General features: G+C 68.9%; 9 protein-coding genes and 1 pseudogene. All 10 read right to left on the reverse strand.

Going from position 1 to position 13,791, the window contains the following annotated elements:
• Positions 1 to 3: 3 nt before the first annotated feature.
• Positions 4 to 1,059 carry an allantoicase gene (gene alc / locus ACVBEQ_RS08060; protein ID WP_447152800.1) on the reverse strand — a complete coding sequence of 352 codons (1,056 nt, stop codon included), beginning with the start codon at positions 1,057 to 1,059 and terminating at the stop codon, positions 4 to 6.
• On the reverse strand, positions 1,056 to 2,411 hold the full coding sequence (gene allB / locus ACVBEQ_RS08065; RefSeq protein ID WP_447152801.1) for an allantoinase AllB: 1,356 nt from the start codon (positions 2,409 to 2,411) through the stop codon (positions 1,056 to 1,058). The genes alc and allB overlap by 4 nt, the downstream gene beginning before the upstream one ends.
• Positions 2,408 to 3,625, reverse strand: a complete 1,218-nt coding sequence (locus ACVBEQ_RS08070; RefSeq protein WP_447152802.1) for a glycerate kinase — start codon at positions 3,623 to 3,625, stop codon at positions 2,408 to 2,410. The genes allB and ACVBEQ_RS08070 overlap by 4 nt, the downstream gene beginning before the upstream one ends.
• 8 nt (positions 3,626 to 3,633) lie before the next feature.
• Positions 3,634 to 5,412 (reverse strand): glyoxylate carboligase, encoded by a 1,779-nt coding sequence (gene gcl, locus ACVBEQ_RS08075; protein ID WP_447152803.1) that lies wholly within the window; start codon positions 5,410 to 5,412, stop codon positions 3,634 to 3,636.
• Positions 5,413 to 5,466: 54 nt separating this feature from the next.
• Positions 5,467 to 6,363: pseudogene (locus ACVBEQ_RS08080) on the reverse strand (2-hydroxy-3-oxopropionate reductase); the annotation flags it as partial.
• Between the two features lie 81 nt (positions 6,364 to 6,444).
• Positions 6,445 to 7,299 carry a hydroxypyruvate isomerase family protein gene (locus ACVBEQ_RS08085; RefSeq protein WP_447152804.1) on the reverse strand — a complete coding sequence of 285 codons (855 nt, stop codon included), beginning with the start codon at positions 7,297 to 7,299 and terminating at the stop codon, positions 6,445 to 6,447.
• Positions 7,300 to 7,411: 112 nt separating this feature from the next.
• Entirely contained in the window at positions 7,412 to 8,728 is a 1,317-nt protein-coding gene (locus tag ACVBEQ_RS08090) for a guanine deaminase (RefSeq protein ID WP_447152805.1), read from the reverse strand.
• A gap of 89 nt (positions 8,729 to 8,817) precedes the next feature.
• Positions 8,818 to 9,681 (reverse strand): xanthine dehydrogenase accessory protein XdhC, encoded by an 864-nt coding sequence (xdhC, locus tag ACVBEQ_RS08095; RefSeq protein WP_447152806.1) that lies wholly within the window; start codon positions 9,679 to 9,681, stop codon positions 8,818 to 8,820.
• A gap of 3 nt (positions 9,682 to 9,684) precedes the next feature.
• Positions 9,685 to 12,099, reverse strand: a complete 2,415-nt coding sequence (gene xdhB, locus ACVBEQ_RS08100; protein WP_447152807.1) for a xanthine dehydrogenase molybdopterin binding subunit — start codon at positions 12,097 to 12,099, stop codon at positions 9,685 to 9,687.
• Entirely contained in the window at positions 12,096 to 13,757 is a 1,662-nt protein-coding gene (locus ACVBEQ_RS08105) for a xanthine dehydrogenase small subunit (RefSeq protein ID WP_447152808.1), read from the reverse strand. Before ACVBEQ_RS08105 ends, xdhB begins: the two co-directional genes overlap by 4 nt.
• Positions 13,758 to 13,791 lie beyond the last annotated feature (34 nt).

Consider the following 13,791-nt stretch of genomic DNA (forward strand, 5'->3'; position numbering starts at 1 on the left):
CGATCAGAGATCAGCCGCCGAGGCCGCGCGGAAGTGCACGTCCGGCAGGCTCTCCTGCCACACCGTGGTCAGCTCACCGAGGGTGGCGTCGTCGATCTCGCCATTGATCCGCAGCCGGGCCAGTCCCCCGTCGGGAAAGACGTCCAGCCGAACGTGGGTCACCGGAAGTGTGCTGGCGGAACCGAAGAAGTGCCGGGTGTCCGGCTGCAGCCTGGTCTTCGGCACGATCTGAACCCAGGCAGCGGCGTCATCGAGATCCGCTGCGGTGGCGTCGATCCCGTACAGCGCGGCCCAACCGGCCGAATTGCCGATGAAGTACGAGGTGTCGATCTCCACCCGCCGGATCGAACCCCTCGCGGCCAGTCGGACCGTCACATGGTCGTTGCCGTTGTCGCGTCGCCGTGCGTTCTCCCAGCCGTCGCCCATGATCCGCGCCCGGTCGGGTCGCAGGATGTTCAAGGGGGATGAGTAGAACATGTTCGAGCAGTCGACGACCGTTCCGCCGTTCTCCAGGCCGGCCAGGTCGATGGTGCCGGTCAACAGCCGCGGATCGGGCAGCGGATCGCCGTGCACCCGGAACCGTGCCACTCCGCCGTCCGGGTAGATCGTCAGCCGGACGTGGGTGTAGCGGTGCCGGTCGCTGACGTCTAACGGATTCTCGCTGTCTCCCTTGACCTCCGACTTCTCGACCAGGGTGACCCAGCCGGCGGATTCCAATTCGGAGACGGTGGGGAACCCTTCGATGCTGGTCGCCTCGACGGAGATGTGCGGCGGGTAATTGCCCTTGAACCACGCCGTGTCGACGACGACGCCGTGGATGATGCCGGGAACGCCGAGCCGGACGATCGCGTAGTCGAACCCCGCCTCGCGCCGCCGCCGGGTCTCCCAGCCGTCGTAGATCTTGCCCTTGTGCCCGAAGCTCTCTGTCGAGAACACCGCCGGTTCCGGCTTGATCAGGTTCTCCCGCTCGGCGAAGAGTTCGTCGTTGGCGTACACCACACTGCCGGCCAGGGTTCGGGATGCCAGATCGGGTAGCGGGCGGAAGTCGTTGGTCCTCATGCGTCTCCTCTGCTCAGGAGACGGCCGCGGCGGTCTCCGTTCGTCTCGACATCGGCACTGATGTCGGTTCCACGGAGCCAGGTGCGACGCACCCGCCCCGTGAGCGTTCGGCCGGCGTACGGCGTCACGGCGTTCTTGTGGTACAGCAATTCCGGGTCGACCACCATCTTCTCGTCGGGGGCGAAGACCGCGAAGTCCGCGTCGTTCCCCACCGCGATCACGCCCTTGTGCGTCAGGCCGGCCTGGGCGGCGGGGTGTTCGGCCATCCACCGGATCACATCTGTCAGCCGGTGACCGCGCGTGCGGGCCTCGGTCCAGACGGCCGGCAGTCCCAGCTGCAGGGACGAGATCCCGCCCCATGCCTCGGCGAAGTCGCCCAGGTCAAGCCGCTTGAGTTCGGGGGTGCAGGGCGAATGGTCGGACACGATGCAGTCAATGGTCCCGTCGGCCACGGCGGCCCACAGCTCGTCCCGGTTGGCCGCCTCCCGGATCGGCGGGCAGCACTTGAATTGGGTTGCGCCGTCGGGGATCTCCTCGGCAGCGAAGATCAGGTAGTGCGGGCACACCTCCACCGTCAACCGCAGGCCGTCCCGCCGGGCGGACCGGATCATCGGCATCGCGTCGGCCGAGGACACGTGCAGGATGTGCAACCGGCAGCCGGTCCACCGGGCGGCCTCGATCGCTTCCGCGATGGCCAGGTTCTCCACTCCGCGCGGCCGGGAGGCCAGGAACCCGCCGTACTCACGTCCCGCGGCGGCCGGTGCGTGTTCCAGCGCGTGCCCGTCTTCGGCGTGCACGATCATCAATCCGTCGAAGGTCGCCACCTCGCGCAGCGCCGCGACGAATTGCCCGGATTCCAGTTGCGGGAATTCCTCGACTCCGGAATCGGCCAGGAAACACTTGAATCCGAAGACCCCGGCGTTGTGCAGCGGGCGCAGGTCACCGACATTGCCTGGAATGGCACCGCCCCAGAAGCCGACATCGATGAAGCAGTTGTCCTGCGCAGCCTTGCGTTTCACCTCCAGTGCGGCGACGTCGACGGTCGGCGGCAGGCTGTTCAACGGCATGTCGATGATGGTCGTCACCCCGCCCGCAGCCGCGGCCCTGGTGGCGCTGACGAAGCCCTCCCATTCGGTGCGTCCGGGGTCGTTGACGTGCACATGGGTGTCGACCAGGCCGGGGAGCAGAACCTCATCCGCATCCAGCCGCAGCACCTGCCTGCCCGCGAGATCGGAACCGGATGGCTCGACGGCTGCGATCACGCCGTTCCGCACCCCAACGGTGCAACCGATTTCCTGCCCGCCGACCATGGCGCGCCGCGCATGGATCACCAGGTCGTAGGTGCCGGTCATCTTCCTCCCGCCCTTCTTGATGCTTGCAGTTGATCGGCTGCGACGGCCTCGGCGAGCCGCTCCAGCAGCGGCCCGGCGTCGCTCATGCAGCGCGCCGGGTCCGGTTCGATGTCGAGAAGGCTGTAGGCGGCAACGATGCCGGCCGCGCGAAGTTGCTCGCCAGACAGCAGGTTCCGCCCGCAGACCGCCACCACCGGGACGCCGGCGGCAGCCGCCGCCGTCGCCACTCCCGCCGGAGCCTTGCCGTGCAGGGTCTGTTCGTCCAGGGAGCCCTCACCGGTGATGACGAGCTCCGCTCCCCGCAGCTGATCGTGGAAGCCGACCAGGTCGAGCACCAGGTCGATCCCGGGGCGCAGCGACGCGCCGAGCAACGCCAGCGCCGCGAACCCGACCCCGCCCGCCGCGCCGGCCCCTGGGGAATTGCGAAGATCGGAACCGGTGGCCGCTGCGACGGCATCAGCCCAATGACCCACCGCGGCATCGAGCACGACGACGTCCTGACCGTGCGCCCCCTTCTGCGGGCCGTACACCGCGGCTGCGCCCCGGGGGCCGGTGAGCGGGTTGTCCACATCGCACGCCACCACGATCTCGGCGCCGGCCAGACCGGGATGCAACGCACTGAGATCGATCCGATCGAGGTCGGCGAGTGCGGCTCCACCCTCGGCGATCTCCCGACCGTCAGCGCCGAACAGCCTGGCGCCGAGGGCGCGGGCCATGCCGGCCCCGCCGTCGGTCCCCGCGCTGCCGCCGATGCCGACCACGACGCGCCGGCAGCCGGCGTCCAGTGCCGCGGCAATGACCTCGCCGGTACCCCTCGAACCGGCGGTCAGCGGGGCGAGCCGTCCACCGGGTAACTGCGACAGCCCGCACACATCCGCGAGTTCCACCACCGCAACGTCACCGAGCCTGGCGTAACAGGTGTCGACCCGTTCACCGGTCGGCCCGGCCGCTGACACCGGGACCCGCAGGTACCCGGCCGCGAGCGCGGCCGCGAGAGTGCCGTCACCCCCGTCGGCCACCGGAACCACGACGACATCGAGGTCCGGCAGCACCCGCAGCAGCCCGCTGCCGACGGCCGCCCCGACCTGGGCGGCGGTCAGTGAACCCTTGAACTTGTCCGAGGCGATCAGGACACGTCTGCCACCGGTGGGCAGGCCTGTGCTGCTGCCCGGGGTGTGCGCTGCCTCGCTGCGGGCGCTGGGGACGGAGGTCATCGATCAGCTCAGTCCAGCATGGAGATCGCGGTGGGGGCGTGCTCGCCGCGCTCGGCCAGTTCTTCGAACTCCACGACGTTCGCGATGTCGGCGCCGCCCATGGAGATGTTGGTGACGCGCTCCAGGATGACCTCGACGACGACCGGAACCCGGAACTCGTGCATCATCGCCTTCGCCTTCTCCAGTGCCGGCGCGATCTGGTCCGGCTCGAACACCCGGATCGCCTTGCAGCCCAGGCCCTCGGCCACCTTGACGTGGTCGACGCCGTAGCCACCCAGCTCGGGGGAGTTGACGTTCTCGAACGACAGTTGCACCTGGAAGTCCATCTCGAAACCGCGCTGCGACTGCCGGATCAGGCCCAGGTAGGCATTGTTCACCACGACATGGATGTACGGCCGCTGGAATTGCGCCCCGACCGCCAGTTCTTCGATCATGAACTGGAAGTCGTAGTCGCCGGACAGCGCCACGACGGTCGCGTCAGGGTCGGCGGTGGCCACCCCGAGAGCGGCGGGCAGGGTCCAGCCCAGCGGTCCGGCCTGTCCGCAGTTGATCCAATTCCGGGGATGGAACACGTGCAGGAACTGCGCGCCGGCGATCTGCGACAGCCCGATGGTGCTCACGTAGCGGGTGCTCTCGTCGAACGCCTTGTTCATCTCCTCGTACACCCGCTGCGGCTTGATCGGCACGTTCTCGAAGTGGGTGCGGCGCTGCAGGGTGCTCTTCCGGACCTGACATTCCTTGGCCCACACTCCGTAATCCGGCAGCTCGCGGGCCTCGCTCCGTTCGCGGGCCACCTGAACGAACAGTTCCAACGCCGCCACGGCGTCCGAGACGATGCCGTAGTCGGGGGCGAAGACCCGGCCGATCTGGGTCGGCTCGATGTCCACGTGGACGAACGTGCGGCCCTTGGTGTAGACGTCCAGGGCGCCGGTATGCCGGTTGGCCCAACGGTTTCCGATACCCAGCACGAAGTCGGACTCGAGCATCGTGGCATTGCCGTAGCGGTGCGAGGTCTGCAGACCGACCATGCCGGCCATCAGCGGGTGGTTGTCCGGGATGGCGCCCCAGCCCATCAGGGTGGGGATGACCGGGACCCCGGTCAGCTCTGCGAACTCGACCAGCAGTTCGGCGGCGTCGGCGTTGATGATGCCGCCACCGGCGACGATGAGCGGGCGTTCCGCGGCAGCCAGCAGGTCGAGGGCCTTCTCCACCTGGGCCCGGCTCGCGGCCGGCTTGTAGACCGGAAGTGGCTGGTAGGTGTCCGGGTCGAATTCGATCTCGGTCATCTGGACGTCCATCGGCAGGTCGATCAGTACCGGCCCGGGACGGCCCGATCGCATCAGGTGGAACGCCTGCTGGAACGCCCCGGGGACCTGAGCGGGCTCCAGCACGGTCATCGCCATCTTGGTGACCGAGGAGGCGATGGCGGCAATATCGATCGCCTGGAAGTCCTCCTTGTGCAGTCGGGAGACAGGTGCCTGCCCGGTGATGCACAGGATCGGGATGGAATCCGCGGACGCGGAGTACAGCCCGGTGATCATGTCGGTGCCGGCCGGCCCAGACGTGCCGATGCACACCCCGATGTTTCCGGGGGCGGCGCGGGTGTAGCCCTCGGCCATGTGCGAGGCACCCTCGACGTGCCGCGCCAGGGTGTGCGAGATCTCGCCCTGGTCGCGCATCGCGCGGTACACCGGGTTGATGGCGGCACCAGGCAACCCGAAGACGTTCGTGACGCCCTCCAGGCGGAGTATCTCCACCGCGGCGCGTGCTGCGGTCATACGAGGCATGACAGTTGACCTTTCGAATCAAAACAGAAGAAGGAGGTGGCCGCGCGGTTGTCGCTAGCGGCCGGAGAGGCGCTCCACGCCCCGGAGTAGAGCGGAATGGTCCAGGCCGCCATCGCCCACGGCCTTCGCGGAGGCCATCAGCTGGGCCAGCAGGCCACCGACCGGAATGACGACGCCGGCCTCCCTGGCGGCCGAGGTGACGATGCCGAGATCCTTGTGGTGCAGCTCGATCCGGAAGCCCGGATCGAACGATCGGGTGAGCATCTTCTCGCCCTTCTGGTCCAGTACCTTCGACCCGGCGAGCCCGCCGCCGAGTACCTTCAGCGCCGCGGTCGTGTCGACGCCGTAGGCCTCGAGGAAGATCACCGCTTCGGCGAGCACCTGGATGTTTGCGGCGACGATCAGCTGGTTCGCGGCCTTGACCGTCTGCCCGGAACCATTGGGTCCGACGTGCACGATGGTCTTCCCGACGGCCTGCAGGATCGGCTCCGCCTCGGCAAAATCCTCCGCCGTGCCGCCGACCATGATCGACAGCGCGGCGTTGATCGCGCCCGCCTCGCCACCGGACACCGGTGCGTCGATGAGCCGGAAGCCGCGCGCCACAGCTTGTTCGGCGAGCTCCACGGTGACATCGGGACGGATGCTGGAGAAGTCGATGATCAGCGCGCCCGGCTTCGCCGCATCGAAGACGCCGGCCGCGTCCGGTGAGCCGGCCAGCACGTCGCGGACGTAGGGGGAGTCGGGCACCATCACGGCGATGACCTCCGCGCCGGAGACGGCCTCGGCCACCGAGCCGGCGGCGCGCCCCCCGGCGTCGACGAGCGGGCCGGTCTTCTCCGGGGATCGGTTGTAGCCGACGACGTCGTGCCCGGCTTTTGCCAGATGGACGGCCATCGGGCTGCCCATGATGCCCAGACCGATGAAGGCGATGGAGGTCATGCGAGGCTCCTGTTCAGGTGTGTCGAGGGTGGTGCGTCGGAGGTGTGCCGACGGGGTCGCGGATGACGGCCGACGGCTGTGGTGTGCTGGACTTCAGCGCGCCGCAGCCGCGTCGACCGACCGGCGGGACCGGGGCAACCAGGCGAAACTGGCTGCGGTGTCGGCGTGTTCCGGAGATGCCTTGTATTCCAGGCCGACCCAACCCTGGTAGCCGCGCGACTGGAGGTCGGTGAGCTGACGCTCCAGCGGGAGCTCGCCGGTGCCGGGCGCTCCGCGGCCGGGGGAGTCCGCGATCTGCACGTGCGCGATGCCGTTCGGTGCACCCGTGTGGTCGGCGATGACCTTGTCCACGTCGTCACCGTTGACGGCGAGGTGGTACAGGTCGGCGAGCAGTCCGATGTTGGTCGGCCCACCGTTCGCGGTGACCCGGCCGATCACCGTCGCCACGTCGGCCGCGGTGAGCAGTGGGTAGCGGGGCGAACCGCTGACCGGTTCCACCAGCACGGTGCCGCCGATGTGGGCAACACCCTGAGCGGCCAGCGTGAGGTTCTCGGCGGCCAGCTCGTCCTGCTCGGCAACCGGGGCGTCGTCGACCCGGTTGCCGTACAACGCGTTGAAGGCTTTACAGCCCAACCGTTCCCCGATCGCAGCCACCACCGGGATGTTCGCCCGGAACTCGGCCGAGCGGGCCGGCCAGGAGACCAGTCCGCGGTCACCAGCGGGCATGTCACCGGCGAAGAAGTTCAGTCCGACGAGGGAGACCCCGGCGTCCTGGATCGCACGGACGAAGGCGTCCACCTCGGAATCCTTCGGCTCAGCAACGGCGAACGGCCACCAGAACTCGACGGCATCGAACCCGGCCGCCTTGGCCGCGGCGGGCCGCTCCAGCAGCGGCAGTTCGGTGAACAGGATCGAGCAGTTGACCTCGTATCGCAGCGAGTGGCTCATGGGGATCTCCGTTGATCTATCGTTCGTATGATTTCGTATGGTGGAAAAGTAGTTCTGCTGTATGGAAGATACTAATGGGCGATGCACGGGTGGGTCAAGGGTCGGTTCGCCATCAGGCGTCAGGTCCCGGGACCAGTTCTCCGCGCAACCAGACCGATGCCACATCGGCGGGGGTGGCCAGTGCGAATGTGCGCGCCAGCGCATCGACGGCGTCGGCCGCGTTGGCCAGATTGACCCCGTAGGTGCTGCCGGCCGCGGGTCGCAGCCACACTGCGTCGAATTCCTTCCCGGGAGTGAAATCGCCGACCCGATCGGCGATCCCGAGTGCGGTGGCACCCGCCGCGGTTGCCAGGTGGAGCAGGTGAACCGGGCCCAGCGTCCAACCGTCGGCGCCCAGCAGCTGCTGCATGAAGTACGCCTGGAGGGCCTCCTTCGGCAGGAACAGTCCCGTGCCCGCACCGACATCCGAGCCGAGGGCGACGCCCACTCCATGCTGGCGGTGCCGCCGCATCGGGAAGAGTCCGCTGCCGAGTGCGGAGTTGCTGGTCGGGCAGTGCGCCACGAAGGCCCCGTTCGCGCCGAGCAACTCGAGTTCGGCATCGGAGGCGTGCACGTTGTGCGCGAGCACAGAGTGGTCGGTGACCAGCCCGTGCTTGTCGTAGGTGTCCAGATAGTCCCGGCTCCCCGGGAACAGCCCTGCGACGGTCGCTACCTCGGCGAGGTTCTCGTTGATGTGGGAGGTGAACATGACGTCGCCGCCCTGGATGTCGCGGTCCTGCATCAGGTCGCCACACGCCGCCAGCAGGTCCTCCGACGCGGAGAGCGAGAACCGCGGGGTGACGGCGTATCTCAGCCTGCCGCGGCCGTGCCAGCGCTGCATCAGGGCCCGGCTCTCGGTGAGACCCTGCTCGGGCGAGCAGAGCAGGTCCGGGCGCAGCATCCGGTCGCTGAGCACCAGTCCGGCGGTGACGTTCAACCCGCGTCGCAGAGCCCCCGCGAACAACACGTCCATGGCGGACGCGAAGTGCGAGCCGAACACCAGGGCGCTGGTCGTTCCGCAGCTGAGCAGACCGTCCAGGAACTCGTCGGCGACCGCGGCCGCGTATGCGGGTTCGACGAGCCGGCTCTCCTCGGGCAGCGCGCAGCGCTCCAGCCAGTCGAGCAGTGGCATGCCGAGCCCGCCGATGGCCCGGATCTGCGGGTAGTGCACGTGGGTGTCCACGAATCCGGGCAGCAACAGTCCGCCGTCGAGCACGGTGACCGGCTCCTGCGGATGGGCTGCCCGCAGCGTGGCGAACGCGCCGCGGGCCATGATGATCCCGTCCCGGACCAGCAGGCCGCCGTCCTGGTCGGCGACGAGGGATGCCGCGGGATCGCCGTCGAACGGGTCGCCGGTGGTGTCCATGATGGTGGCGCGAAACAGTGTCATCTGGTTGTCCTGACGTTCGGGTCCTCGGAGCGGGATGAGCGTCCGAGCTGATGCCGCACAGCCGCATCGGTTCTGTTCGACTCGGGGGCTCACCCGGCGGCGACAGCGGCGTTCGGCTCGGAGTCCGTCGTGGCGGACCGGTCCGCACGGGCGCTCGCCTGTTGCTGCATCGACAGCACCAGCGAGCAGGCGACGCTGACCGCGATCACCGCCGGCTCCTTGCCGGCAATGCCGGGCATGCCGATCGGGGAGGTGATCCGATCGATCACCGCGTCGGCATGGCCCTCTGCACGGAGCCGGCGCCGGAACCCGGTCCACTTGGAACTCGATCCGATCAGGCCGATGCTGCCCAGGTGCGGCAACCGCACAGCCGCGTCGCACAACGCGAAATCTTCGGCGTGGTCGTGCGTCATGATCAGCACGTGGGCGCCGCGCGGTAGCCGTTCCAGCACCTGCTCGCCGAGCAGCGCGTGGTGCACCGTGACGTCGGCAACGCCCTCGGTGACGCCGGCCAGCCGGAACTCATCCACCTGGTCGGCGCGGGAGTCGACCAGATGCAACGCGATCTCCAGCCGAGACAGGATCCTCGCGAGTTCGTAGCCGACGTGCCCGATGCCGAAAACCGCCACCACGGGTCGGGCGGGCAGGGGTTCGAGCAGCAGGGTGACCTCCCCGCCGCAGCACTGCCGACCGTGCCTGTTCCTGGCATGCTCGTTCAGCCTGAACTCCTGTGTCTCGGGAACGGTTGCTGCGGAGGCGATCAGCTCACGGGCGCGGCGCAGCGCGGCCTCTTCGAGATTGCCGCCGCCGACGCTGCCCCAACTGTGGTCTGCGCCGACGACCATCTTCGCTCCGGCATCCCGCGGTGCGTGACCGCGGACTGTCATGACCGTGACGAGCACCCCGGGTAGCGCGTCCCGGCGCAACTGCTCGACAGCGCTGAGCCAGTCCACTGCTCAGACCCCCGTCAATACAGCGGGCGTCGAGGATGCAGCCGATCGACCACCATGTGCGCGGGGATCCGCGGCCAGTCCGTCCTTCGCCGTCCGGACCGCCCAGTACACCGCCTCCGGAGTTGACGGGCAGCCCAGATCCACCGACCAGCCGGGCGGCCCGAAGGCCGCGGCCGCTTGCCGCAACGCTTCTCGCACACTGAACGCGTGCATCAACGGCGGTTCGCCCACCGCTTTGGAGCCGTACACCACACCGGACTCCGTCGCCCGGTCGTACAGGTGGACGTTGAACTGCTCCGGCATTTCCGAGAAGCTCGGGATCTTGTAGGTGCTGGCCGCCTGGGTGCTCAGCCGGCCGCGATGGGGGCCGTCAGTGGTGTCCCAGCGCAACTCCTCCAGGGTCAGCCAGCCGGCACCCTGGACGAAACCTCCCTCGATCTGCCCGATGTCGATCAGCGGCGACAGGCTGTCGCCGACGTCGTGCACGATGTCGGCGCGCAGCAACCGGTAGGCGCCGGTGAAGCCGTCCACCTCGACCTCGGACACCGAGGCCCCGTAGGCGAAGTACTTGAACGGTTCGCCCTGCATCCGGGCGGCATCCCAGTGCAGGCCGGCCGTGCGGTAGAAGCCCGCGGCCCACAGCTGCACCCGCTGGAAGTAGGCGTCGTGCACCAGTTCTGCCCACGGGATCTGCCTGTCGTGGAAGCCGATTCCGGTGATCACGCCGTCGACGTACCGCACGTCGTCGGGGTGGATGCCCAGCTTGCCGGCCGCCACGATGTTCAGTCGCCCGCGGATCTGATCGCAGGCGTTCTTGATGGCGCCGCCGTTGATGTCCGCGCCCGAGCTGGCCGCGGTGGCGGAGGTGTTGGGCACCTTGTCGGTCCTGGTCGGGGCGAGCCGGACGTACCCGAGCGGCACCCCGAGGGCGGTGGCCGCGACCTGGATCATCTTGGTGTGCAGGCCCTGACCCATCTCGGTGCCGCCGTGGTTGATCAGCACGGAGCCGTCCTTGTAGACATGGACCAGCGCGCCGGCCTGGTTGAAGGCCGTCAGGTTGAACGAGATGCCGAACTTCACCGGTGTCATGGCCAACGCCCGTTTGGTGTCCGGATGCGTGTCGTTGAAAGCCGCGATCGCTGCCTGCCGGCGGGCGAAGTCACTGCGATCGTGGAGGATCGACCAGATGTCGGCCAGCCGTTCCGCGTGCCGCACCGGCTGCCCGTAGGGGGTCGCCTGTCCTGGCTGATAGAAGTTCCGCCGCCGCAACTCGTCCGCCGGGATGCCCAGCAGCGGGGCACACCGTCCCAGGATGTCCTCCATGACGATCATGCCCTGCGGGCCGCCGAACCCGCGGAATGCTGTCTGTGAGGTCTTGTTGGTCCTGGCGATCCGCCCGTGCACGACGATGTTCGGAACCCAGTAGGCGTTGTCGATGTGACACAGGGCGCGGGCCAGGACCGGTTCGGACAGATCCAGGCTCCACCCGCCGTCACTGGTCAGGGTGGCGGTCAGAGCGCACAGCCGGTGATCGGCGTCGAAGCCCACCTTCCACACGGCGTGGAACGGGTGCCGCTTCCCGGTCATCGTGATGTCCTGGGTGCGGTTGAGTCGCAACAGCACCGGCCGGCCGGTGAGGGTCGCGCCCAGCGCCGCGATGGCGGCGAAGCCGTGCGGCTGCATTTCCTTCCCGCCGAAGCCACCGCCCATCCGCAGGCACTGCACGGTGACGTGATGGCTGGCCAGACCCAGTACGTGCGCGACGATTTCCTGCGTCTCGGACGGGTGCTGGGTGCTGGACTGGACGAAGATCTGGCCGTTCTCGTCCACCAGAGCCAGGGCCGCGTTCGTCTCCAGGTAGAAGTGCTCCTGCCCGCCGAACTCGAACTCGCCCTCGAACGTCGTCGCAGCCGCGGCGAAACCGGCGTCGATGTCACCACGGGCGACCGTCCGCGGGGTGCCCTGGAAACTCTCGGCCTCGATGGCCTCGGTCACCGTGAGCAGTGACGGCAGTGGGGTGTACTCGATCCCGATGGCGTCGGCGCCCTTCCGGGCCGCGTCGACGGTCTCGCCGAGCACCCAGACCACCGCGTGGCCGTAGAACATCACCTCCGTGGGGAACAGCGGCTCGTCGTGCTTGACGCCTGCGTCGTTCACTCCCGGGACGTCGGCGGCCGTGAGCACCCGGACCACGCCGGGCACGGCGTAAGCGGGTTCCACGTCCAGCCGGCTGACCCGGGCGTGGGCGTGCGGCGCCTGCAGCGGCCACGCGAACAGCGCATCCCTCGTCCTGGCGACCAGATCGTCGGTGTAGAGGGCCTTTCCGGTCACGTGCAGGGCGGCACTCTCGTGCGGGATCTCCAACCCGACCTTCGGGTTGTTGGGCCGATCGGCCAACGGGCCGTGTGCCTTGCTCATCGCTGTCCGGCCTCCTGGAACTGTCCCACCGGGTTGGGGGGTGCTGGGTTCTGGGCATGGAACTTGCGCAGGGACTCACCCAGCATGGCCGCCCGGTAGCCGGCGCTGGCCCGGTGATCGCTGATCGGGGTGCCTTCGGCGGCGAGGATGTCGGCCGCGGCAGCCACCACCTCGGGCGTCCAGGGTTGTCCGGCCAACGCGGCCTCGGTGTCCCGTGCTCGCAGTGGGGTGGCGGCCACCCCACCGAGCCCGATCGTGATGTCACCGACCACCGGCCTGTCCCGCCCGGGGCTCTCGTCGAGGCGGAGCGCGAAACCGACGGCGACACTGGAGATGTCGTCGAACCGTCGCTTGGCGATCTTGTGGAACGCGCTGATCGGCGCGACCGGGGTGGGAACGCGGATCACCTTGATCAGTTCCCCGGGTCGTCGCACCGACGTGCGGTAACCGGTGAAGTAGTCGGCCAGCGGCACCTCGCGCTCACCGTCGCTCGAGGCGAGCACGAGCGAGGCGTTCAGCGCGAGCAGTGCCGGCGGGCTGTCACCGATCGGGGAGCCGGTGCCGAGGTTGCCGCCGAGGGTGGCGCCGTTGCGGATCAGCCGGGACGCGAACTGCGGCAGCATCTGGGCCAGCAGTGGGATCCGCCCGGCCAGGCCACGTTCGATCTCCGTGAAGGTCAACGCGGCACCGATGTCGATCGAGTCGTCCCCGACGACCAGTTGCCGCAGCTCGGCGAGTCGGTCGATGCCGATCGTGAGCGACGACCTCCGGTGCCGGATGTTCAGCTCCACTCCCCAGTCGGTGGAACCGGCGACCAGCAGCGCGGACGGCGTCTCGGCGAGCAGTCGGAGGACCTCTGCCAGGTCCGCCGGGCGGACATAGGTGCCCTCGTCGCTGGTGATCCGGGTCGCCGCCGGAGCCGGTGCCGGTCGGCCGAGGCGGGCGAACAGCGGGTCGTCGGCAGCCGGCTCGCCCAGGGCGTAGGCGGCGTCCCTGATCGGCCGGTACCCGGTGCACCGGCACAGGTTTCCGGACAGCGAGTGCAGGTCGAACCCGTTGGGACCGTGCTCGTGATCGGGTGCGTGGCCCGGTGCCGTCGGGTCGACGGCCGACGGCCCGAGGAAACGCTCCGCGGCAGACCCGCTGCCATCGGGTTCCACCTCGGCAACCCGTTCGGTGCCGTTCGGGTTCCCTGTCGGCGGCAGGTGGTGGCTGACGCTGCCGGCAACACCCGCCCGGGTGGCGGCGGCGCCGTTGCCGGAGCCGTTGGAGCGACCCGGCCGGTAGAACTCCGAGGCCATCGAGCAGATGAAACCTGGTGTGCAGTAACCACATTGAGACCCGCCACGGTTCGCCATCTCGCGCTGGACCGGGTGCAGGTCGTCCGGTGCACCGAGTCCTTCCGCGGTGATCACCTCCTGGTTGTCCAGGCCGGCGGCCGGCACCAGGCACGCGTTGATCGCAGTCCAGCGGGAATGGCCGTCGCCGTCGGGGCGGGAGACCAGCACGGCGCAGGCACCGCATTCACCCTCAGCGCAGCCTTCCTTGCTGCCGGTGAAGCCGCTGCCGCGCAGCCAGTCCAGCAGGGTCACGTGACCGCCGACGTCGCCGAGCTCGTGCGCCGTGCCGTTGACCTTCAGGTGAGGTTCCCCGTTCACGAAACTCCCTCTCAATCTGTGGTGCAGTTCTGTG

Source organism: Nakamurella sp. GG22 (genome assembly GCF_052976845.2).

Coding starts and splice junctions, on each gene's coding strand:
- alc (WP_447152800.1), bottom strand. CDS start 1,059: ATGAGGACCAACGACTTCCGCCCGCTACCCGATCTGGCATCCCGAACC.
- allB (WP_447152801.1), bottom strand. CDS start 2,411: ATGACCGGCACCTACGACCTGGTGATCCATGCGCGGCGCGCCATGGTC.
- ACVBEQ_RS08070 (WP_447152802.1), bottom strand. CDS start 3,625: ATGACCTCCGTCCCCAGCGCCCGCAGCGAGGCAGCGCACACCCCGGGC.
- gcl (WP_447152803.1), bottom strand. CDS start 5,412: ATGCCTCGTATGACCGCAGCACGCGCCGCGGTGGAGATACTCCGCCTG.
- ACVBEQ_RS08085 (WP_447152804.1), bottom strand. CDS start 7,299: ATGAGCCACTCGCTGCGATACGAGGTCAACTGCTCGATCCTGTTCACC.
- ACVBEQ_RS08090 (WP_447152805.1), bottom strand. CDS start 8,728: ATGACACTGTTTCGCGCCACCATCATGGACACCACCGGCGACCCGTTC.
- xdhB (WP_447152807.1), bottom strand. CDS start 12,099: ATGAGCAAGGCACACGGCCCGTTGGCCGATCGGCCCAACAACCCGAAG.